Raw genomic sequence first — 21,428 nt, forward strand, 5'->3', positions numbered from 1 at the left:
TGATGAAAAATCTGACGTTCACCGCGGGTCAAGTCCTTCTGACCCTGTCCATGACGGGTTGCGCTGTGGTGTTGGGCTGGCACCTGTGGTCCTTCTACATGGAAGCGCCATGGACGCGTGACGCCCATCTCCGGGCGGATATCGTTCGGCTTGCACCGGATGTTTCCGGGCCTGTCACCGAGGTTCTGGTGTCCGACAATGCACAGGTTGAGAAAGGAACGCCATTGTTTCGCATCGAAACGGATCGCTTCGAACTTGCGCTGCGCGAGGCAGAAGCGCAGGTAACAGGGACGAGGGCGGCGGCGGAGCTGGCGAAAACCGATTTCGAACGATATCAACTGCTTGCCTCAAAGGAAGCAGCCAGCCTCAAGGAGCGGCAGCAAGCAGAAAGCCGGATGTATCAGGCAGAGGCCGCCTATCGATCTGCACTGGTCGCGCGGGATCTGGCAAAGCTGAACCTTGAACGAACAACGGTGAGGGCGCCGGCATCCGGGGCGATTACGAATTTTTCCCTGCGCAGGGGTAACTATGTCGTGGCTGGAACTGCCGTGGGCGTCCTTATGGAAAAAGAATCCATCTACCTTGCAGGGTATTTTGAAGAGACAAAACTGCCGAGAATCCACATCGGTGATCCAGTTACGATCAATATCATGGGCGAAGCTCAATCGGTCACCGGACACGTCGCCGGAATTGCTGCGGGGATCGAGGATAGGGAAAGAAGCGATACTGCCGGCTCGCTGGCAAGCGTGGCGCCGACATTCTCATGGGTCCGACTGGCCCAGAGAATTCCGGTGCGGATCGAGATCGACGACGCCCCGACAACGGTTCGGCTGGTTGCGGGACGGACTGCGACGGTCTCGATTGGGGAGACGAAGAACTAGGGCGGCACCTTCGCTCGCCTTGGTCCCGGCCGATGTTCCCGAAGGGATGTGTTCAGGTTGCGATATTCATAGACGGAGCGCGAGACTGAGACGGCGATGCCCACATGTTGCTCGGTACTGCCCAAATCCAGCGTCGAAGCCGGGTCAGCCACTGTGGTGACGTCCCACCCCATCCAGTTCCGATAGGCTCGACTTACCGCACGAAGTATTGTTAGGTGAGCCTACACGAGAGCGAATGTGTCGGAGGGGCCGCATGAGACTCAGGAGCCAGATTCTTGCGTTGGCCATCGGGCCTCTTGTTCTTGTGATTATCATTATCACCGCGTTGATCACGTGGCAGTCAATGACGCTTGCGCGCACGAGCATCGATGCGTTCGAGCGGAACATGCTTGCTGCAAAGGAGGCTGAACTCCTCAACCTCACCAATCTTGCCCTTTCGGCGATCCGCTCAGTCTATGACCGGGCAGGGCCTGATGACGAGGCTGCGAAGGAAGAAGTCAAGCGCATCCTGACCGGTCTCGACTACGGTACTGACGGCTATTTCTTCGTCTATGACTATGACGGGCTGAACGTGGTCCATCCGCGACAGAATTTCCGTCCGGGGAACAATTGGCTGGATCTCCATGATCCCGATGGTAACCGGGTAATCTATGATCTCATCGTCGAGGCGAAAAAGGGGGGAGGGCTGGTCCAGTACAAGTGGGAAAAGCCTTCCACCAAAAAAATGGCCGACAAACTTTCCTTTGCGGCCGGCCTCGACAAATGGCGCTGGATGATTGGTACAGGCGTTTACCTCGACGACGTGTTTGCGACGACGGCGGCGGCGAAGGAGGAGTTGCGGCATTCAATCACCTGGAACTTCCTGATCGTCGCCCTGTTTGCGGTTCCCGCCGTATTGTTGGTGTTTGCCACCTGTATGCTGCTCAATCTGCGTCAGCAGCGGCTGGCGGATGGCCGGCTCAAGGAATTGATGCAAAGGATCATCGATACCCAGGAGGAGGAGCGCCTGCGCATTGCGCGGGAACTGCATGACGGCATTTCCCAAAATCTCGTCGGCGTGCGTTTTGCGATCGATCTGGCGCGGCGCAAGGTCACGCCGGATAATGCCGGTGCTGTCGAGGCAATCGGCAAAGGCGCCATTGCGCTGAATGAAGCAATCAAGGAAGTCCGCCGCATCTCGCACGATCTTCGCCCGCGTGTCCTTGACGATCTGGGGCTGACAGCAGCTCTGGAATCGCTGATCTCGAGTTTTTCCGAACGCACGGGAATTGCGGCAACGCTTGAATCCGTGGCCTTCAAGCATATGCTTGTCCCGGAGGCACGGGTTGCGCTCTACCGTGTCGCACAGGAGGCGTTGACCAATATCGAGCGCCATGCGGATGCGACGCAGGTCGCCATCAGGTTTTCCAGTCGCGATGAACGGGTCCAGATGGATGTCAGCGACAATGGCCGCGGCTTTCCGGCGGTTAGGACCGAGAACGGGATGCCGGCAAGCAAGGGGCTCGGTTTGAGAAACATGCAGGAACGTTTGACGCATTTCGGGGGCAGGCTGGATGTCGAAAGCTCCGCCAGGGGAACCATTCTGCGGGCGGTGCTGCCCATCACCGCCATGAAGGACAGCAATAGCGGCTTACAGGAGGCCGCCGAGTGACCGTTCATCCGATTCGTGTGCTGCTGATCGATAACCATCCTCTGGTTCTGGATGGGTTGAGGGCCGTGCTCGAGACGTACGAGCATCTCGCAGTCGTTGGAACCGCGGCGTCCGCCATGGCCGGTATCGACGCGACTGTCGCCACGCGGCCCGATGTGGTGCTGATGGATATCAACATGCCGCAGATCAATGGCATCGACGCCCTGGAACTCTTCAAGGAAAAGCAGCTTTCCGCCCGGGTGCTGATGCTGTCGATGCATGACAGCCGGGAATATATATCGACCTCGGTCATGTATGGTGCGGCCGGTTACATTCTGAAGGACGTGGCGACCGAAGAAATAGTCGCGGCAATCGAAACGGTGGCTGCCGGCGGCACCTATTTTTCCTCGGGTGTTCGCGATGTGCTGATGGAGGGGTCTTCCGGCAGGCTGAAGGCGCTGACGACGCGCGAGCAGGAAGTTCTGCTGCTGATTGCGCGCGGAAAGAGCAATCGTGACGCTGCGCTTGCGCTCGACATCGCCGAGCGCACGATGGAAACCCACCGCAAGAACATCAAGAGGAAGCTGGATATAGCGACGACTGCCGGTCTCATCCGCTATGCGATCGATAACGGGCTTATCAAAGAATAGCCGCAAAGGCCAAAGGCCCCTGAATGTCGCCATCCAAGGGCCTTGGTAAAGTTCTATGTCGGCTTATTTGCCGGCCGTCTGCATGGCATAGCCGTAGCTGTCATAGGTATACTCGGCAACGCGGAACCATTCGAAGCTCTCGTCGCGGAACTTCTTCCAGCCCGGATAGATCTTGGCCCATGTGGGATGCTTCTGCGTGTACTCGTCATAAAGCTCGAAGGTCGCCTTATAGGCGGCGTCGAGCACATCGCGGGGCAGCGGACGAAGCTGCGTGCCCTTGGAAACCAGCGAGCGGATCGCATCCTTGTTCTTGACGTCGTAAAGCGCCTGCATGTTGATGTTGGCGGCTTTGCAGGCGGTGTCGAGCGCTGCCTTGTATTCATCAGGCAGTGCTGCATATTGGTCCTTGTTGACGAAGAAGTGGATCGTCAACCCACCCTCCCAGAACGCGGGGTAATAATAGTATGGCGCGATCTGGTAGAAGCCGAGCTTTTCGTCGTCATAGGGACCGACCCACTCTGCGGCATCTATGGTGCCCCGTTCCAGCGCCGGATAAATGTCGCCGCCCGGAAGCTGCTGCGGCACCGCGCCAAGTTTGGCGAGCACCTGCCCCGCGACGCCGGCAATACGCATCTTGAGGCCCTTGATATCCTCGACGCTCTTGATCTCCTTGCGATACCAGCCGCCCATCTGGGCGCCCGTTGCTCCACCGGGAATGCCGATGACGCCGTAGTCGGAAAGGAATTCATTGTAAGCCTCGTTGCCGCCGCCGTGGTAAAGCCATGCGTTCTGCTGGCGGGCGTTCAGGCCGAAGGGGATGGTCGAACCGATGGCGAATGTCGGATCTTTCCCGGTGAAATAGTAGCCGCAGGTATGGGAAATCTCGACGGTATTGGCTTTTACGGCGTCGATGGCCTGGGCGCCGGGAACGATTTCACCGGCCTGGAAGACCTGGATTTCGAACTTGCCGCCTGTAATGGCCTTCAATGCATTGGCCATGACGACGGCGCCGCCATAGATCGTGTCCAGATTGTTCGGGAAGCCGGACGTGAGACGCCAGCGAACGGTTGGCAAAGACTGGGCTATGGCGGGTGTCGCAAGTGCCGAAGCAGCCGCAGCAGCCCCTGCAAGTACGCCGCCCGACAAGAGTTGTCTGCGACCTGGGTTGACCTTCATAGATTACCTCCTCCTATTGAACGTCAGCGATTTTTGTTGCGGCGGGCGCTTTTGCGCCCGACCGATTGTCATGGGGTAGACGGCTTTCCGAAGCTCGGTGCGCTGTTGCCGGGTGCCGAGAAAGGATTGGCGAAGGGATCGGCGTCCGTGCCGATGCTGGGCATCGGTACATTGATATGGACGGCGGAAGGGTCGACCTGCTTGGCGCCTGACTTGTAGTGCATCACGATGCCGGGGAACGTGATGATGATGACGACCATGGTCAGCTGGATGAACAGATAGGGAATGGCGCCCAGGTAGATCTGGGACGAGGTGACCGGCTGTATCGTCTGTCCCGTGATCCGGTCCTTATAGGCCCGCGTCGGTGCGACGGATCGCAGGAAGAATAGCGAAAAACCGAAGGGCGGGTGCATGAACGACGTCTGCATGTTGACCGCCAGCATCACGCCAAACCAGATCAGGTCGATGCCAAGCGCATCGGCGACCGGCGCCAGCAGCGGGATGATGATGAAGGCCAGCTCGAAATAGTCGAGAAAGAAGGCCAGGAAAAACACCAGCAGGTTGGCGACGATCAGGAAGCCGATCTCACCGCCCGGAATGGAAGTCATCAGATGCTCGACCCAGACGTGGCCGTTCACGCCATAGAAGGTCAGGGAAAAGACGCGCGCGCCGAGCAGGATGAGTAGCACGAAGGACGACAGCTTTGCCGTGGCGTGGAGCGATTGCTGGATCAGACCGAAATTGAGCTTGCGGTTGGCAAGCGCAAGGGCGAGCGCGCCGACAGCACCCATGGCGCCGCCTTCCGTGGGGGTGGCGATACCGAGGAAGATTGTGCCGAGCACGAGGAATATCAGTACGAGCGGCGGCACCAGCGAGGTGATGACCTTGAACAGCAGCTTGGTGCCGCGCAGGGTCCGCGCCTCCAGCGGCAGGGCCGGGACTTTCGCGGGGCTGATGATCGAGGTCACGATGATATAGAGCGTATAGGCTGCCACGAGCATGAGACCCGGGACCAGCGCGCCCTTGTACATGTCGCCCACCGAACGACCGAGCTGGTCGGCCAGCACGATTAACACGAGGCTGGGCGGGATGATCTGCGCCAATGTGCCGGAAGCCGCGATCGTGCCGGCGGCAACCTTGCGGTCATAGCCATAGCGCAACATGATGGGAAGCGAGATGAGGCCCATCGAGATAACCGAGGCGGCGACGACGCCGGTGGTGGCGGCCAGAATTGCCCCGACGAAGATGACGGCAAACGCAATGCCGCCGCGGACCGGGCCAAACAGCTGGCCGATCGTATCCAGCAAGTCCTCCGCCATACCGCTCTTTTCAAGAATGAGCCCCATGAAGGTGAAGAACGGTATCGCCAGCAGCGTTTCGTTCGACATCTGGCCAAATATGCGATCGGGGATGGCCTGGAACAGCGTTGCTGGCAGCAGGCCGAGTTCTATCCCGATAAAGCCGAAGAAAAAGCCGACAAAGGCCAGAGCAAAAGCCACGGGATAGCCGAGCAACAGCACGATGATGAGCGCCGCAAACATGATGGGCGCGAGATTTTCCGCAATGAATGCCATTATTGTTCTTTCCTTCGATCAGAGCAGTGCCGCTGCGGCGTCGGCCGCTGCAACCGGATCGGGAATATCGCCGCGCAGGATCGCGACACGCTTGATGAGTTCCGAAACGCCCTGAACGGCGAGGAGGCTGAAGCCAATCGGTATCAGCGCCCAGACGGGCCATTGAATGAGGCCGCCCGTGTTGTTTGAAACCTCACCGGAAGCAAGTTTCTGCAGAAAAACCGGCCAGGAGAGATAGACTGTGATGAGGCAGAAGGGCATGAGAAAGAAGATGGTCCCGAGAATGTCGACCCACAGCTGCCCTTTGCGCGGAAGATTTCCGTAGACCAGATCGACCTTCACGTGCTCGTTGTTAAGCAGCGTGTAGGCGGCAGCGATAAGAAACACCGCAGAAAACAAATACCACTGCGATTCAAGCCAGGCGTTGGAGCTCATCGAAAACGCCTTGCGCATGACGGCATTGATGGCGCTGATTAAGATGGCCGCCAGAAGCAGCCAGGAAATACCTTTGCCAATGGCTGAATTGGCGGCATCAATGGCGCGCGAAACGGCCAACAGAAACTTCATGAGATCCTCCCCGAAAGCAGCCGCGTACTCCTCAATACGTGTGTGACCGCTATAATTGGAGCAAGATAACCACGGTGGCCTGACGCTCAAGGGCGTGCACGGGCGAATTTTCTGAGACGTACCGAGAACTGGGTATGGGCGTCCGATGGCGTCTTTAGCTCGTCAGCCGTCAAACGGCGTCATTCACGTCATCGAAAAGGTTCTGTTTCCGAAAACGTGACCCTACGACCAACTAAATTAAAAGGGCTGACTCCATTTCGGAGCCAGCCCTTTCTTTTAGTGCCTTTGCCGACAGAGGATTACATTGCGGGCAGGATGGTAATATCGCGTAGATCACTTTCGACGCCGGTGATGGGGCCGATTTCGGTCGCAGCGCCTGTTTCCAGATTGACGGTGTAAAGCTGTTTTCCGGCGGCGAGATAGGCAGTGTTCTTTCCACCTTCTTCCCCGTGGATATCAAACGCATAGGTTGCCGGTGCTTCCTTCAGCCCCAGCTTGCCAATCGCCTTCAGGGTTCCGTCATTCGGCTTTGTCTGCTGGATCAGCGCGCCGATGGTGGCATCGATATTGTACATCGCGGTTTTCTCGGGCTTGCCGATCGAGTTGCTGTAGGCCGCGGCGACGATGTTTGGCGTTTCACCCTTGTGCATGTCGCCATCCTCGTAGGCGAGTACGCCATCCACCGTGGCGGCCCCGGTGTCGGGATGCACGCGGTGATTGGTCGTGCCCGTCATGAAACGCAGGCGGTCGGCGGCGGGGTTGAAATCAACGACGACAGGCGCGTCGGCAAGGGGCAGCATCTTGTCCATCTTGGCCACCTCGGTTGCAGCACCCGTCTCAAGGTTGATGGTGACAATGCGATGATCCGGCGTTACGCCGACGATGGTCTTGTTACCCGGACGGAAGTCGATGCCGACAAGCTTGTCTACGCCGGTCACATCCATTGTCTTTGTAACCGCAGGCTTTTGCGTATCGAACATGACGAGGGTCTTGTCTCCCGTCAGGCCAAGGGCCGGCGCCGAAACGGCGATGCCTGCAGATGCCGTCAGGGCCATGGAGGCGAGCAGAGTAAGGCGGATAGTGCGCATGTGTTTCTCCCGTGAGTTGAACCATTCGGAATGGCGTCGCTTGAACGCTTCCGTCTACAAGACACGGCGGGCAGCGCATTTGGATGCAGAAAGAAAAATAATTTTTAGGTTGCATCCATAAACTTGCCTATTGGGTATTATGCGGTGCTGGCCGCGTTTTCGATCGCGAGTGGAAAGGATTCAGATGGGCTCCGTGCCGAACGATCTCGACAGAGCGCTCGCTGCTTGCGCAAAAGGTGACAAAAACGCTTTGCGCCTGATTTTCGATCGCGAGGCCGGGCGTCTGGTTGCCGTCGCCCAACGCATCGTCAAACGGCGCGAGTTGGCAGAGGAGGTTGTTCAGGAGAGCTTTGTGCGAATCTGGACGTATGCTCATCAGTACCGGGCCGACCAGGGATCGGCGCGAGGATGGATTTACGCGATCGTTCGCAACCGGGCACTCAATCTTGTGCGTGATACGAGACGTGAAATCACCGTTGAGGATGTCGAGAGGCTTCGAGATGGTGAAGAGGCAACCGAGGTGATTGCCGCATGGCAAAAGCTCGACAGGAACTCGCGGCTCTATGAATGTCTCGGCAACCTCGACGAGACGAAACGGCAGGGAATATTGATGGCCTATGTGGCGGGATACTCCCATGGTGAAATCGCCGGCAGACTTCACATTCCTCTGGGAACGACGAAATCCTGGATAAGGCGAGGGCTCATGGCTCTGCGGGAGTGCATGGCATGAACTTTGACCGCAAAGACATACCCGTTCTTGCCGACGATTACGTTCTGGGGTTGCTGGACGCCCACGAGGCCGAGGCCATTGACGCTGCAATGTTGCATGATGCTGCTCTGCGGGCGGCAGTCTCCAGAAGCCGCGAGCGTTTTCTTCCCCTTGATACCGCCGTTGAACCTGCCGTCATCAGAGACGATCTGTGGGGAAAAATTGAAGCTCGCCTGATGCCGCAGACCAGAGACGCACACGATGCGTCGCTCGGGACGGCAAATGACAACAGGTCCAACAGCTGGCGTGGCATCGCTCTCTCTGCAATTGCCGCAAGCCTCCTCCTGGCCACCGGCCTAGCCTTCAGTCTTACGCGCACGAGCGATCCGCTCGTAATCGCTGTTCTCCTCGATGAGAGCGGCCAGGTCCAGGCGGTTGTCGAGGACTTCGGAAACGACAAGGCAACCGTTCGGATTCTGGCTGATTTTGCAGTTCCGCAAGACAAGACGATACAGCTATGGACTTTGCCCTCGAAGGAGGTCGGTCCCGTTTCGCTCGGATTGATCGAAGGCACGCGTTCAGCGCAGCTGGAAGGGCCGGCGCTGCCAGCACCCCGAAGCGATCAGCTTTATGAAATCACCCTTGAGCAGGCGGGTGGTTCACCAAGCGGCAGGCCGACCGGGCCGATTCTCGCAAAGGGATTTGCTCGAATGCCGCGATAGACGTTTTGGATGCTGGCAGGTAGTCGTTGCACAATGAGAGCACCGAACCGCGTTGCGCAATCTGCTTCTTCCCTGGGGGGTGAGGCAGACAGAACGTTCGCAACAACATCTCGGCAGCCCTTGATCTGGAAGCGGTCAAGCGAGGCGTGAAACGACCTTCACCAGGTGATTAAAATCAATCTGTCGGGGTTGGAAAGAGTTTAGCAGGCGTCATCGCAAATGGCGGATGACGATTACCGGACCTCCAAGAGATCGCCTGCTTCCCGGTATCTGTCCGTCCGAAAGCCCAGCTTGACCAGCCCGCTGCTCACCTCCGCCGCGTTCATGAACAAATCCCAGATAAGGCCGCTGCGATGGTTTTCCATCATCGCAACCACCGGGCCCTGATTGATGGCGAGATGCGTTTTTGAAACCCAGCCGGTGGACGGCTCGAAGGAATCCATCAGACCAAAACGGCCCATCAGCGCGCCGCCACGCCACTGCAGGAAGCGCATGGCCGCCTGTTTTGATCGAGCCGGGAGGAACGGCATGCTGGAGAGCGCAGCCGTCGTTGCAATGATCCCATGATCATCCGTGGGAGAATTGACGATATACTTCTTGGGCCCATCACAGGCGGAGAGACCCCATCCGTCGTCTGGCCCATAGCGAGTGCTGCAATAACGATAGTTGATCAGGCTGTGCGCATGAACCTGTTCAAGATAATCGCTGCAATAGGCATCACCCATACCGCGCGGATCGAGAGTGCAGAACGAATATTGCGACAGGAAGAGCGGACCTCCAAAAGGCTCGCCAAGCGGCAACCTGACACCGAGATAAGTCTCGCCGTTCCTGATTTCGCCCTTGCGCGCCCAACCGGAGTGGTAAGACGCCGTGTCTATCGCGTGTGCGGCCGATCCCGCCGCAAGCACATAACACACCAGAGCCTCGTTCCATCCCACAATCGGCAGGTTCTTCGCCCAGCCGAACCGGGGGCTCCAATGCCAGAAAAGGGGGCCGGGCTTTCCCTGTGTAAACCAGTCCCACTCCACCGCCTCGACGATGTCGTTAACGGACCGGCGCAGATCGATTTCGCCTGATGATTGCCCGCCAAAGAACTCGCGGGCGCAGATCAGCGCCTGAACCAGAAGCGCAGTCTCGACGAGGTCGCCGCCGTCGTCGAACTTTGCAAATGGGATTGTCTTGCCGCCAGACGTATGGACAAAATGCGGAAAGGCGCCGTGAAATAGTTTCACCGCGCCGAGAGATCGCAGCATGCGGTTTGCCCGGTCGACCGCCGCCTGCCTTGTGATCCAGGAACGGTAAACGCCGACGATCAGTGCAAGAAATCCGAAGCCAACACCCGATATGGACGTGATTTCGTGGATAGGCAGACCCTGCGATCCCATGCGGTCCCTCGGAAGGCCGCTCTCAGGATGGCTGCCGGACCAGAAATAATCGAAGGTACTGTGATGCAGGCCATCAAGTTCAGCAGAAAATTCGTCCGTCACTTCCAACCTCGGATGATCCCCAGCAAAACCAGAAGCAGACCCGCAGACAGGCTTATCCGACTCGGCCATTGATTCCAAATGCACACGGAGAGGTGGCCTGATGTTGCGCGGCTCACCGACGGTTTTTGCCTCAACCTCACAGGCATGGATGGCGACTTCGACCCCTTCTTGGGGCAGGCCGGTCGAATTTACGGGCAACGCCTCGGGACGGGGCTACCTGGAAATGAGCGGTTATTAATCGGCTGTCCGCAGCCCGACGTTACGTCTTCCTAGCGCTCGGGCCGCGCGACCTTCCCGAGGGCAGGCCTGAGGGTCTCGGCCCAGACGGCGTAGCCCGCGGCGTTCAGGTGAACGAGGTCCGGTTGATAATAGCGGAACATGGGCAGTCCGTTTTCACCCAGAAGGCGCCCGTTAGAGTCTAGAAAGGTCACGGTCGCCGCCTTGTCACACCAATCGCGCGTCAAGTGGTTGAAGCGCTCGAACTCATCGCGATAAATCCAGCGTGCCGGGCTGGGTTTAACCGCCAGAGCGAACAGCTGCGCGTGTGGCAAGGCTGCGGAAATCCGATCGATTAATGTCTGGAAATGTCGATACGTCGTTTCAGCCGTTTGGCCATCGCTGGCAATATCGTTTTCGCCGAAATACAAAAAAGCCCTTCGAGGCTTCAGAGGCACAAGAAGCTGGTCCATGTAATGCAGGGCAGACAGAAAGGTGCCGCCACCAAAACCGAGGTTGACGGCGTTGAGGGAATTGAGGTCCTCTGCAAGAGAACTCCACATCCGGAAGGAAGAGGAGCCGTAAAACGCTATGGGATCGTCCGGTAGCCCCAGCCGCTGCAGGCGCATGAGGGTGGTCATGATATCGCTGTCGTAGCGGCTGGTGCCGATGCTGGCTGGAAACTGGTACATATCACCTCCTTTGAGGCAAAACGGGTGATGTCAGGACGCGATATTCACGGAAGCGCCCGATGCAGGACCTGCAGCGCCCCTCTCGTCAAATTATCCTCGGCGCCCATCGAAATTTGCAGATCGAAGATTTTCGCCGCCTTGGCATAGAGGCCGTTCAAGCCGTCATTACCGACGATGGTTGCTTCACCGTTTTCGACAAACCAACCGGCATCCCGTGCCTGACGAAACTCCTGGCCGATCACCAGCCCGCGGACGAATGATCGCAATTGGTCGGCAGACAGCTTGCCGGCCAGCACCCCCGTGCGCGCTGCAAACAGGAGAGACGACATGGCGATTGACTGTTTTGCCTCGTTCAGGCCCCACACATAGGCATCGTCATCATCCACCGGCGGCTGCGTCGAGCCTTTAGCGATGAAAGAGTGGTTGATCAGTAGATTGAATATTTCGCCGGTGACAAATGTCTGAAAGCCGTCGATTTTCCCGGCTTTCACCCGCGCCCATTTGCTGTGCGTTCCAGGAATGATGACGATGATTTCATCATTGAGGCCATGGCCGACAATCTGGGTTTCTTCACCGCGCATAACGTCCGGAAACGGCGTCCGCCGGGGCTCCTTGAGACCCGGCAGGAAGACCAGATCAGATCCGTTCGGCAGCTTTCGCCTGACCGTGCCGCTGGCCAGCTGTTCCGGACCAGCGGGGCAGGCGACATAATCAACCTCTACCCATCCGTTACGACTGGTGATCATTCCCAAGGCCGCGACCGGCAGCGTCCCATGTGCTGAGAACCAGGGCGTCAAGGCAGCCATGAGAACCGCCTCGTGGCCGCCTTTTGCGACGGTCGTTATTCCGTCCGAGGTTTCCAGGGAAGCGATGGGTTGTCCATGGTTATCGGCAAGCACCGCCCTTAACGACGTTGTCCCCCAATCAACTACGATCGACGTCGGCTGTCCTGTCATGCGGCTATCCTCCTGCTGCGCTCATATTAGGGGCTTGTCATAAGGCGCAATGCGCGTTAGTGTCAATTAGTGAATTCAAGGTATCAATATGTGATACTAAATAGGAGGAGAATGATGGTGGCCGGCCTTAAAGGGATTTTGCCCGTTCTGCCGACGCCGTTTCTGGCGAACGGCGGTATTGATGAAGCAGGCATGAAGCGGCTGGTGGCCTTCGCCCTGGAAAAAGGCGTGGACGGGGTCGTGTTTCCTGGCTTCGCCAGCGAAGTGGAAAGCCTGACTGCTGAAGAACGGGCTGTTCTGTTGAAGATCGTCGTCGATACGGTCGGCGGCCGTGCGCCCGTCGTCGCCGGAGCAAGTGCTGCTGATTGGCGCGAGGTGGTCGAACACGGGAAAGTGGCGTCCGCGCTCGGCATCCGGCATCTGATGGTGCAGCCGCCGAAGGCGGTCGGAACCGATGGGCCGGCGCTGATCGACTTCCTCGGCAAGGTCATCGAGGCGCTTCCCGGCATTGAGATCATCCTGCAGAATGCGCCTGCCCCGCGAGGGTCGGACCTCTCGCCGCAGGCGATCGTGGAAATCGTGCAGGCCTTGCCACAGGTTACCTATGTCAAGGAAGAGACGCTTCCCGCCGGTCCCGCCATCAGTCACATCATCGCGCAGGCGCCTTCGACGCTGAAGGGCGTCATCGGCGGCGGCGGCGCGCGCTATATTCTCGATGAATATGCCCGTGGGGCAACCGCGGCCATGCCGGCGCTGGAGATCGCCGAGGAACATGTGGCCATCGATCGCGCACTCAATGCCGGAAGGTCGGAAGACGCCCGCAGGATCTACGTCCGCACCCTGCCTCTCCTCGTTCTTCAGGCGGTCTACCGCATGCGGCTGACCAAATATGTTCTGGCTCGTCGCGGCGTCATCGACGGCATCGGCGTGCGTGCGCCGACCCCCGAACTCGACTCGGCCGCCATTGCCGATATCGACGCCAATCTTGTCGAGCTCGGCCTCATTACGCCGGAGGCAGCATGAGCAGCCCCGTCGCAACCGTCGAAGTCTTCACCTTGACCCAGCCGCGCAAGGTCCCCTATCTTGGCGCTCTCAGGGAAGGTGAAGTGGTCAACCCGAACGGCTATATCGTTCGCAAGGGCAATCGCACGGTTTACCCCACCTTCGACCGCAGCGTTCTGGTGCGCATGACGACCAAGGCGGGCACCATCGGCTGGGGAGAGACCTATGGCATCGTCGCCCCCGGCGCGGTCGCCGCGCTGATCAACGATCTTCTTGCCGGTTTCGTGGTCGGCCGGGATGCGTCCGATCCTTCGGCGATCTATGACGATCTTTACGACATGATGCGGGTGCGCGGTTATACCGGCGGCTTTTACGTGGATGCGCTCGCCGCGCTCGATATCGCGCTCTGGGACATTGCCGGGCAGGAAGCCGGAAAATCGGTGCGCGACCTTCTCGGCGGCGGCGTGGACAGTTTTCCGGCCTATGTTTCGGGGCTGCCCGAAAAGACACTGAAGGCGCGAGGGGAACTGGCGAAATACTGGCAGGATCGTGGTTTTGATGCCTTCAAATTCGCAACGCCGGTGGCCGACGATGGCCCGGCGGCGGAGATCGCCAATCTCCGGCAGGTTCTTGGCCCGCAGGCAAAGATTGCCGCCGACATGCACTGGAACCAGACGCCGGAAAGGGCGCTGGAACTCATTGCGCAGATGACGCCGTTCGACCCGTGGTTCGCCGAAGCGCCGGTCTGGACGGAAGATATCGCCGGGCTGGAAAAAGTATCGAAGGGAACAGACGTTCCGATCGCCGTTGGTGAGGAATGGCGCACCCATTGGGACATGCGCGCCCGCATTGAACGCTGCCGCATCGCAATCGTGCAGCCGGAAATGGGCCACAAGGGCATCACCAATTTCATCCGCATCGGTGCTCTTGCCGCCGAGCAGGGCATTGACGTAATTCCGCACGCGACAGTCGGCGCGGGCATCTTCCTTGCCGCCAGCCTGCAGGCGTCATCGACATTGCCGACTTTGAAGGGCCACGAGTTCCAGCACTCGATTTTCGAGCCCAACCGCCGGCTGCTTGCCGGCGACATGGATTGCCGCGAAGGCAGATATCACCTGCCCTCGGGCCCCGGACTTGGCGTCAAGCCGTCGGAGGCGGCGCTCGCTCTTATTGAACGTATCTGATTTGGTTTTCTGGAGGAGGAACCCATGACTAAAAGAATAAAAAAGCTGGCGCTTGGCACAGCGACCGCGATGCTAATGACCTTGACCGGACTTGCACCAGCGATGGCCGATACCGTTTTGAAATTCATATCCTGGCAAACGGACGATGCCGGCACTGGTGAATGGTGGCGTTCCGCCATCGCGGCCTTCGAGAAACAGCATCCGGGCGTCAGGATCGAGTTCACCAAGGCCGAGCGTAGTTCCTACGCCGACACGATGACGACGCTTTTTGCCGCCAATCAGCCGCCGCAGATCGTGCATCTCGCCTCCTTCGAATTCCAGATGTTTGCCGATAGCGGCTGGCTCGAACCGCTTGACCCGTGGCTGAAGAAGGACGGCATCGACATGACCGGCTGGGCCGGCCAGCAGAAATGCGAATGGAACGGCGAGACCGTCTGCATCATGACCAACTATTTCGGTTTCGTGATGGCCTACAACAAGAAGATTTTGGAAGATGCGGGCGTCGCGGTTCCGAAGACCTATGACGAGTTTCTGGCGGCCGCAAAAGCCACGACCAAGGATCTGAACGGCGACGGCATTATCGACCAGTTCGGCACCGGCCATGAAACCAAGGGCGGGCCGGGTCAATATCTGACGGAGATGCTGAACTACATTCTCGACGCCGGCGCCTACTGGACTGACAAGGACGGCAACATCACCATCGATACGCCGCAGATGGTTGAAGGTTTGACCCGATGGAAAACCGTGATGAAGAGCGGCATCAGCCCGGTGGACATGAGCGCCAGCGACGTGCGTAAGCTGTTTGCCGACGGCAAGATGGCCATGCGGCTCGATGGGCCCTGGCTTTACGGCACGACCGAAAAGGGTTCGGCCAAGAGCGACATCGTTTATGTCGCGCCGCCGCTTCATCCGCCGCTCGGCGGGTCGTCCAACGTGCTGGCCATGCCGGCCGATATTCCCGACGACCAGAAGGCATTGGTCTGGGATTTCATCAAGCTGACGATGACGCCGGAATTCCAGCGCAGCTATGCCACCCTTGGTGGCAACACCCCGCCAAGCCCGAAGGCCGACGTCTCGGGCGTCGAAAAGACCATCCCGCATTTTCCGGTGCTGATCGAGACGATGAAGGCCGCATCCGAGGCGGGTATCGACCGCATTCCGACCGGACTTGAGCTCTTCTACAACGAGTTCAGCAAGATGGTGATGGAAGAAAGCCAGCGGATGATCATTCAGGATCTCGATCCGGCGGAGGTGGCGAAAACCATGCAGGCAAAGGCCGAAGCCATCAAGGGTTGATCCCCCATTGTCCTGATCTTGTTGTCCTGCCATGGCCCGTAAAGGGCCATGGCCATCATCCGCATCCGGCAGGAGGACCATCCATGACCGAACCCGTTCGGGCTGGGCGTCGCAAGTTTTTCGATCTTGCGCGCCCCAGCCGGCAACATCTCCTCGGCTATATTCTGATCGCGCCCGCGGTCCTGATGGTTGCCGCCATCATCGTCTGGCCGCTCGTTCTGGCCATCGACCTGTCGTTCCAGCAGGTCAAGATACCGAGACTCGGCGGCGCCAGCCGGCCGTTTTCGCTGAGCAATTACACATGGTTGTTCTCCTCGCCGGAATTCTGGCTGGCCTGCTGGGTGACGTTGAAACTGGTCATCGTCGTCACAGCCGGTAGTGTCGCGGTCGGCCTCAGCACGGCGCTACTCGCCAATAACCGTTTCAAAGGCCGCACCGTCGCTCGGCTGGGCATGGCGCTGCCCTGGGCGGTGCCGGAAATCATCGCGGTCGTTATCTTTGCATGGATGTTCGATACCTCTTTCGGCCTTTTCGGCTGGCTGGCGATAAAGCTTGGTTTTGCCGAGCAGATGATCCCCTGGGTCAGCAGTTCTACGGCCGCCTTCTGGGCGGTTGCCATTACCATGGTGTGGAAAGGCTTCCCTTTCGTGTCGATCATGTGTCTGGCCGGCCTACAGTCCATTCCCGCCGACTATTACGCGGCCGCCAAGGTGGATGGTGCAAGCGTCTGGCAGCGTTTCCGCTGGATCACCATCCCGCTTTTGATGCCGGTGCTGGGCGTGACGCTGGTGCTGACGCTGCTGTGGGTCTTCCGGGACTTTTCCATCATCAAGGTTCTGACAGGCGGCGGGCCGCTGCGTTCGACCCAGACGCTGTCGATCATGACCTATGATCAAGCCTTTCAGTATCACAATTTTGGCCGCGCCGCCGCCGTCGGCGTGCTCACACTGGTGATCTGCATCGTCGCGAGCCTCCTGATGCTCGGCCGGCGTTCGAAATCGATCTATTGAGGGGGCTTTGATGAAACGGACATTTTTACAGAGCCTTGCGCTTTATGCGACTGTCATCTTCACGCTGGTTATGATCCTGTTCCCGGTGTACTGGCTGCTAGTCACTGCGCTTTCCACCACCGATGAGTTGTATCGTCTGCCACCGACCTTCTGGCCCAACGATGCGCAATGGGACATTTTCGCCCGTGTCTGGGCGGCAAAACCGATCCTGCTGTGGCTTTGGAATTCGATGCTGGCGGCGATCGGCTCTGTGGCGCTGTCAATGCTGGTCTCGGTCAGCGCCGGTTATGCGCTGTCGCGGTATTCGATGAGGGGCGGCGCGACCATGGGTCTCTTCGTGCTGACCGCCAAGATGTTGCCTGCGACACTGCTCGTCATCCCGCTGTTTTCGATCTTTTCCAGCTTTGGCCTGATCGGCAGCCTGTGGACGCTGGTGCTGGCGCATTCGACCATGATCATTCCTTTCGCCACATGGATGCTGAAAGGCTATTTCGACACCATTCCCAAAGAGCTGGAACAGGCCGCCATGGTCGACGGCTGCTCGCCGATCGGAGCGATGGTGCGTGTCGTTCTTCCCATCGCCACGCCGGGCCTTGCCGCCACGGCCCTTTATGCCTTTGTGCTTAGCTGGGCGGACTATGCCTATGCGCGCACCTTCCTCGTCAACTCGCCGGACAACTGGACGGCCAATCTCGGCATCACCACGATGCAGGGCGAATACGTCACCTACTGGAACGACATTTCCGCCGCATCCGTGTTCATCGCGCTGCCGATCATCGCAATCTACCTGTTCCTGGAACGTTATTTGGTCGGCGGCCTCACCGCTGGCGCGGAGAAATAAGCATGGCCAATATTTCCATTCGCAACGTCAGCAAGTCCTATGGCGCGCTCAACGTGCTCAGGCCCTTTTCGCTTGAGATCGAGAACGGCGAGTTCGTGGTGCTGGTCGGGCCTTCCGGCTGCGGCAAGTCGACGATGCTGAAAATCCTCGCCGGTCTCGAACCCGCAAGCGAAGGGCAGATCTTCATCGGCGATAACGAAGTCACGGATCTGGCGCCGGGCGACCGCGACATCGCCATGGTGTTCCAGAATTATGCGCTTTATCCGCACCTGACTGTACGCCAGAATATCGGCTTCGGCCTTAAGATGCGTGGTACGGACAAGGCGGAAATCGATCGCAGGGTCGACGATGCCGCGCGCATTCTGGAGGTGACGCCCTATCTCGAACGCAAGCCCAAGGATCTGTCGGGCGGCCAGCGGCAGCGCGTCGCGCTTGGCCGCGCCATCGTGCGCCAGCCTCAGGCCTTCCTGATGGACGAACCCCTGTCCAACCTCGATGCCAAGCTGCGCGTCCATATGCGTGCCGAAATCGGCGCTTTGCACAAACGCATAGGGGTCACCACCGTTTATGTGACCCATGACCAGGTGGAAGCCATGACCATGGCGGACCGGGTGGTTATCATGCAGGGCGGCATCATCCAGCAGATCGCAGCGCCGGACGAGCTTTTCAACAACCCGGCCAATCTTTTCGTTGCCGGTTTCATCGGCTCGCCCGGCATGAATTTCCTCAATGCGGAACTTCGCAATGGTGGACTGACGCTGTTTGGCCAGACGGTCGCCATGCCCGCGGCAACAGCCCGTGAAGGCGATGTCGTCGTCGGCCTGCGGCCGGAGCATCTGACGCTGGGCGAAGCGCCCGTGATGTTCAACGTGCGCCCGACACTGGTGGAAAGCCTGGGTTCGGAAAAATACGTCTACTTCGGTGATGAAGGCGCAAGGGTGGCCGATAGCGAAGAGGGCAAGTCCAAGGGACTGATTGCCCGCGTCTCACACACCGGCAATCTTCCCGGCAACGAGGCGCTCCGGCTCGGCTTCGATCCGGCCCAGCTTTATCTCTTCGACGCAAAAACCGGAGCACGGCTATGATCCTTGTCACCGGGTCAGCCGGCCGTGTCGGCAGGGCCGTTGTAACAGCACTTCGCGCGCAGGGCCGAAACGTTCGGGGTCTTGATCTGAAGCCGGCGGGAGCCGGTGGCGAGGAAATTGTCGGCTCGCTGGAGGATGTGCAGGCCGTTTCCAAAGCCGTGGATGGCGTGAGCGCGGTCTTGCACCTTGGAGCTTTCATGTCTTGGGCCCCGGCCGATCGCGACCGCATGTTCGCTGTCAATGTCGAGGGTACGCATCGGCTTCTGGACGCAGCCTCGGCGGCTGGCGTTCGGCGGTTCGTTTTTGCCTCCTCCGGGGAGGTGTATCCGGAAAACCGTCCTCAGTTTCTGCCGGTCACCGAAGACCATCCGCTTCGCCCCAATTCGCCCTATGGTCTCACCAAACTTCTGGGAGAAGAGCTGGTGCGCTTTCACCAGCGGACGGGCGGCATGGAAACGGTGATCCTGCGTTTCTCTCATACGCAGGATGCGGAAGAGCTGCTCGATGAAGACAGTTTCTTTTCTGGTCCGCGGTTTTTCCTGCGACCGCGCATTCGCCAGCAGGAAAATTTTGGAAACACCGCCATAGCCGAGCTGCTGCAGTCGAGCGATATAGTCGCGCCGTCGCATATACTGGCGCGCAACGAAAACGGCCGTCCATTCCGCATGCACATCACGGATACGCGCGATATGGTTGCCGGTATTCTGCTGGCTCTCGATCACCCCGGGTCGGCGGGTGGCACCTTCAATCTCGGCGGGGATGAACCGGCCGACTTCAGCGAACTTCTGCCGAAGATGGCGGCGCTGACTGGCCTCCCCATCGTGACAGTCGATTTTCCCGGCGGCGGCGTTTATTACCATACGTCCAACAAGCGCATCAAAAATACTCTGGGATTTGAAGCACAATGGACGATGGACCGGATGCTGGAAGAGGCGGCCGCCGCAAGACGGCAGCGCCTCGCGAAGGAGCGGACGCAATGAAGCCGGAGACACCGGGAGGGACGGCCGCGCTGGCCAAGGGATTGACGCTGCTCGACATGGTCGCCGATGCGCCGGAGCCGCCGCGTTTTGCGGAGCTGTTGCGCGCCTCCGGTCTGCCAAAGCCGACCTTTGCACGCATCTTGCGGACGCTTATCGCCTATGGACTCGTCCGGCAGGATGAGGCGCGGGGCACCTATGTGCTCGGCCAGCGCTTTCTGGAAATGTCGCACAGGGTTTGGGAGAGCTTCGATCTCGTTTCCGCCGCAACACCGGAGCTCGAGAGGCTTGCGGCGGAACTCGGGGAGACGGTGGCGCTCTGCCGCCTGGACGGCACGATGACCCAATATCTCGCCGAACGTTCTCCTAACGGGCTTTCGGTTCGTGTCGAAGTGGGGCGTCGCGTTCCCCTGCATTGCACGGCACCGGGCAAGGCGCTGCTCGCCTTCCAGGATCCCGCAGTCGGCCGCGCCCTGTTGGACCGTCTGACGCTCGATGTGCAGACGCCGAAAACCATCACCACGCTCGATGCGCTCCAAGCCGACCTAACGCTGACCCGGGCGCGCGGTTATTCGATTTCCTATGAGGAGCACCTGCCAGGAGTGAATTCGGTGGCCGCCCCCGTCATGGGTCGCGACAATACGCCGATGGGTGTGCTCGTTGCGCTTGGCCCGTCCTCGCGGCTTGATTCTTCCAACATCCACCCTGCCGGCCGTGAGCTGATTGCCGCCGCGCGGCGCATCACGGGCGCCGCTGGGGCCGTCGCCATCAGTTCCAGACCGAGGCCGCGATCGGCAACGGGCCGCCCGAGTGCTGATTTGAGTTGTATCCTGCCATGGGGTGCGCAACTGGGCGAGAGCCCCGTGTGGCACGATGGCGAGAACGCTCTCTACTGGGTGGATATTCTCCACCCTGCTGTCCATCGTTTCGATCCGGCGACAGGCCGCAACGAGACCTGCGAGACCGGCAAGTTGGTGAGCGCGGTCATTCCGGTTGGCGATGGCCGCCTGCTGGTCGCGTCTCAGGATGGGATTGAATGGCTTGATTTTGCATCCGGTCGCCTCACAGCCTTCGTCAGCCCTGAGGCAGGCATCGCTGACAACCGCTTGAATGATGCCAAATGCGGACCGGACGGTGCAATATGGGTGGGGTCCATGAGGATTGACGCCTCAAAACCCACCGGCGCACTTTATCGTATCAACGCCGATGGGGCATTCGAACGCAAGGAGGGCGGCATCATCGTCTCCAATGGTCTCGGCTGGAGCCCGGACGGCAGAACGTTCTACTTCGTTGATACGGTGCCCGGCCTGATCCACGCCTATGATTGCGATCCCATGACCGGAACGCTGTCGGACCGGCGCGAATTCGCGCGTATCCCCGTCGCCGATGGCCGGCCGGATGGTCTTGCCGTGGATGTGGAGGGAGGGGTCTGGTGCGCAATCTGGGATGGCTGGTCCGTGCGTCGCTATCTTCCGAACGGCAAGCTGGATCAGGTAATCGATATGCCGGTGCCGCGTCCTTCCAGCATCGCCTTTGGCGGGCCGGACCTGTCGACGCTGTTCATCACCAGCGCCCGGACGCGCCTGCCTGCATCCACACTCGCCGACGCGCCTCTGTCAGGCGGTCTGTTTTCCTGTCGCCCGGGAGTTTCCGGCGCGCGCGTCTCGTTATTTGAAGGATAAAGA

20 protein-coding genes are annotated in these 21,428 nt (G+C 59.3%); 13 read left to right on the top strand and 7 right to left on the bottom strand.

The annotated features are described in order from the left end of the window. The first annotated feature begins 2 nt into the window (after positions 1 to 2). From CFB10_RS14585 to CFB10_RS14595, 3 genes are all read left to right on the top strand, one after another. Positions 3 to 881, top strand: coding sequence for an HlyD family secretion protein (locus tag CFB10_RS14585; RefSeq protein ID WP_026363622.1), 879 nt, complete (start codon positions 3 to 5; stop codon positions 879 to 881). Positions 882 to 1,134: 253 nt separating this feature from the next. Continuing rightward, positions 1,135 to 2,532 (top strand): cache domain-containing protein, encoded by a 1,398-nt coding sequence (locus CFB10_RS14590; RefSeq protein ID WP_026363623.1) that lies wholly within the window; start codon positions 1,135 to 1,137, stop codon positions 2,530 to 2,532. Beyond that, complete coding sequence (locus CFB10_RS14595; RefSeq protein ID WP_026363624.1) at positions 2,529 to 3,161, top strand: response regulator transcription factor; 633 nt, start codon at positions 2,529 to 2,531, stop codon at positions 3,159 to 3,161. The genes CFB10_RS14590 and CFB10_RS14595 overlap by 4 nt, the downstream gene beginning before the upstream one ends. A gap of 63 nt (positions 3,162 to 3,224) precedes the next feature. Here CFB10_RS14595 and CFB10_RS14600 read toward each other — a convergent pair whose 3' ends face one another. The 4 genes from CFB10_RS14600 to CFB10_RS14615 form a co-directional block, all read right to left on the bottom strand. Then, positions 3,225 to 4,337 carry a TRAP transporter substrate-binding protein gene (locus tag CFB10_RS14600; RefSeq protein ID WP_026363625.1) on the bottom strand — a complete coding sequence of 371 codons (1,113 nt, stop codon included), beginning with the start codon at positions 4,335 to 4,337 and terminating at the stop codon, positions 3,225 to 3,227. Between the two features lie 68 nt (positions 4,338 to 4,405). Continuing rightward, positions 4,406 to 5,914, bottom strand: coding sequence for a TRAP transporter large permease subunit (locus CFB10_RS14605; protein WP_051091639.1), 1,509 nt, complete (start codon positions 5,912 to 5,914; stop codon positions 4,406 to 4,408). Between the two features lie 15 nt (positions 5,915 to 5,929). Then, positions 5,930 to 6,478 (bottom strand): TRAP transporter small permease subunit, encoded by a 549-nt coding sequence (locus tag CFB10_RS14610; protein WP_020010272.1) that lies wholly within the window; start codon positions 6,476 to 6,478, stop codon positions 5,930 to 5,932. A gap of 299 nt (positions 6,479 to 6,777) precedes the next feature. Next, on the bottom strand, positions 6,778 to 7,566 hold the full coding sequence (locus tag CFB10_RS14615; RefSeq protein WP_026363626.1) for a DUF4394 domain-containing protein: 789 nt from the start codon (positions 7,564 to 7,566) through the stop codon (positions 6,778 to 6,780). Positions 7,567 to 7,750: 184 nt separating this feature from the next. Here CFB10_RS14615 and CFB10_RS14620 point away from each other — a divergent pair, with 184 nt between their 5' ends. Together CFB10_RS14620 and CFB10_RS14625 are read left to right on the top strand one after the other, a co-directional pair. Next, a complete protein-coding gene (locus CFB10_RS14620; protein WP_020010274.1) occupies positions 7,751 to 8,296 on the top strand; it encodes a sigma-70 family RNA polymerase sigma factor in 546 nt (181 codons plus the stop codon). Further along, positions 8,293 to 8,997, top strand: a complete 705-nt coding sequence (locus tag CFB10_RS14625; RefSeq protein WP_026363627.1) for an anti-sigma factor domain-containing protein — start codon at positions 8,293 to 8,295, stop codon at positions 8,995 to 8,997. The genes CFB10_RS14620 and CFB10_RS14625 overlap by 4 nt, the downstream gene beginning before the upstream one ends. A 233-nt stretch (positions 8,998 to 9,230) precedes the next feature. On the opposite strand, the gene CFB10_RS14630 is transcribed toward CFB10_RS14625, so the two are convergent. The 3 genes from CFB10_RS14630 to CFB10_RS14640 all read right to left on the bottom strand — a co-directional run bounded on the left by CFB10_RS14630 (position 9,231) and on the right by CFB10_RS14640 (position 12,348). Next, on the bottom strand, positions 9,231 to 10,382 hold the full coding sequence (locus tag CFB10_RS14630; protein WP_034501142.1) for a glucoamylase family protein: 1,152 nt from the start codon (positions 10,380 to 10,382) through the stop codon (positions 9,231 to 9,233). A gap of 371 nt (positions 10,383 to 10,753) precedes the next feature. Beyond that, complete coding sequence (locus CFB10_RS14635) at positions 10,754 to 11,392, bottom strand: SGNH/GDSL hydrolase family protein (RefSeq protein WP_020010278.1); 639 nt, start codon at positions 11,390 to 11,392, stop codon at positions 10,754 to 10,756. 44 nt (positions 11,393 to 11,436) lie between these two features. Beyond that, positions 11,437 to 12,348 carry a 2-dehydro-3-deoxygalactonokinase gene (locus CFB10_RS14640; RefSeq protein WP_026363628.1) on the bottom strand — a complete coding sequence of 304 codons (912 nt, stop codon included), beginning with the start codon at positions 12,346 to 12,348 and terminating at the stop codon, positions 11,437 to 11,439. A gap of 114 nt (positions 12,349 to 12,462) precedes the next feature. On the opposite strand from CFB10_RS14640, the gene CFB10_RS14645 reads away from it, so the two are divergent. The 8 genes from CFB10_RS14645 to CFB10_RS14680 all read left to right on the top strand — a co-directional run bounded on the left by CFB10_RS14645 (position 12,463) and on the right by CFB10_RS14680 (position 21,425). Further along, the gene (locus CFB10_RS14645) at positions 12,463 to 13,371 is read left to right on the top strand and encodes a dihydrodipicolinate synthase family protein (RefSeq protein ID WP_026363629.1); all 909 of its coding nucleotides are present in this window, start codon (positions 12,463 to 12,465) and stop codon (positions 13,369 to 13,371) included. Then, positions 13,368 to 14,534 (top strand): mandelate racemase/muconate lactonizing enzyme family protein, encoded by a 1,167-nt coding sequence (locus CFB10_RS14650; protein ID WP_020010281.1) that lies wholly within the window; start codon positions 13,368 to 13,370, stop codon positions 14,532 to 14,534. Before CFB10_RS14645 ends, CFB10_RS14650 begins: the two co-directional genes overlap by 4 nt. Positions 14,535 to 14,558: 24 nt before the next feature. Beyond that, positions 14,559 to 15,830: a sugar ABC transporter substrate-binding protein gene (locus tag CFB10_RS14655; RefSeq protein ID WP_026363630.1), complete on the top strand. Its 1,272-nt coding sequence runs from the start codon at positions 14,559 to 14,561 to the stop codon at positions 15,828 to 15,830. 83 nt (positions 15,831 to 15,913) lie between these two features. Next, positions 15,914 to 16,840, top strand: a complete 927-nt coding sequence (locus tag CFB10_RS14660; protein WP_020010283.1) for a carbohydrate ABC transporter permease — start codon at positions 15,914 to 15,916, stop codon at positions 16,838 to 16,840. Positions 16,841 to 16,850: 10 nt separating this feature from the next. Then, positions 16,851 to 17,681, top strand: a complete 831-nt coding sequence (locus CFB10_RS14665; protein ID WP_020010284.1) for a carbohydrate ABC transporter permease — start codon at positions 16,851 to 16,853, stop codon at positions 17,679 to 17,681. A gap of 2 nt (positions 17,682 to 17,683) precedes the next feature. Then, positions 17,684 to 18,766 carry an ABC transporter ATP-binding protein gene (locus CFB10_RS14670; RefSeq protein WP_020010285.1) on the top strand — a complete coding sequence of 361 codons (1,083 nt, stop codon included), beginning with the start codon at positions 17,684 to 17,686 and terminating at the stop codon, positions 18,764 to 18,766. Then, positions 18,763 to 19,746: an NAD(P)-dependent oxidoreductase gene (locus tag CFB10_RS14675; protein WP_020010286.1), complete on the top strand. Its 984-nt coding sequence runs from the start codon at positions 18,763 to 18,765 to the stop codon at positions 19,744 to 19,746. Before CFB10_RS14670 ends, CFB10_RS14675 begins: the two co-directional genes overlap by 4 nt. Beyond that, positions 19,671 to 21,425 (top strand): SMP-30/gluconolactonase/LRE family protein, encoded by a 1,755-nt coding sequence (locus CFB10_RS14680; RefSeq protein ID WP_020010287.1) that lies wholly within the window; start codon positions 19,671 to 19,673, stop codon positions 21,423 to 21,425. The genes CFB10_RS14675 and CFB10_RS14680 overlap by 76 nt, the downstream gene beginning before the upstream one ends. Positions 21,426 to 21,428 lie beyond the last annotated feature (3 nt).

The sequence above is a fragment of the Agrobacterium sp. 719_389 genome (assembly GCF_900188475.1).
Taxonomy (GTDB): Bacteria; Pseudomonadota; Alphaproteobacteria; order Rhizobiales; family Rhizobiaceae; genus Agrobacterium; species Agrobacterium radiobacter.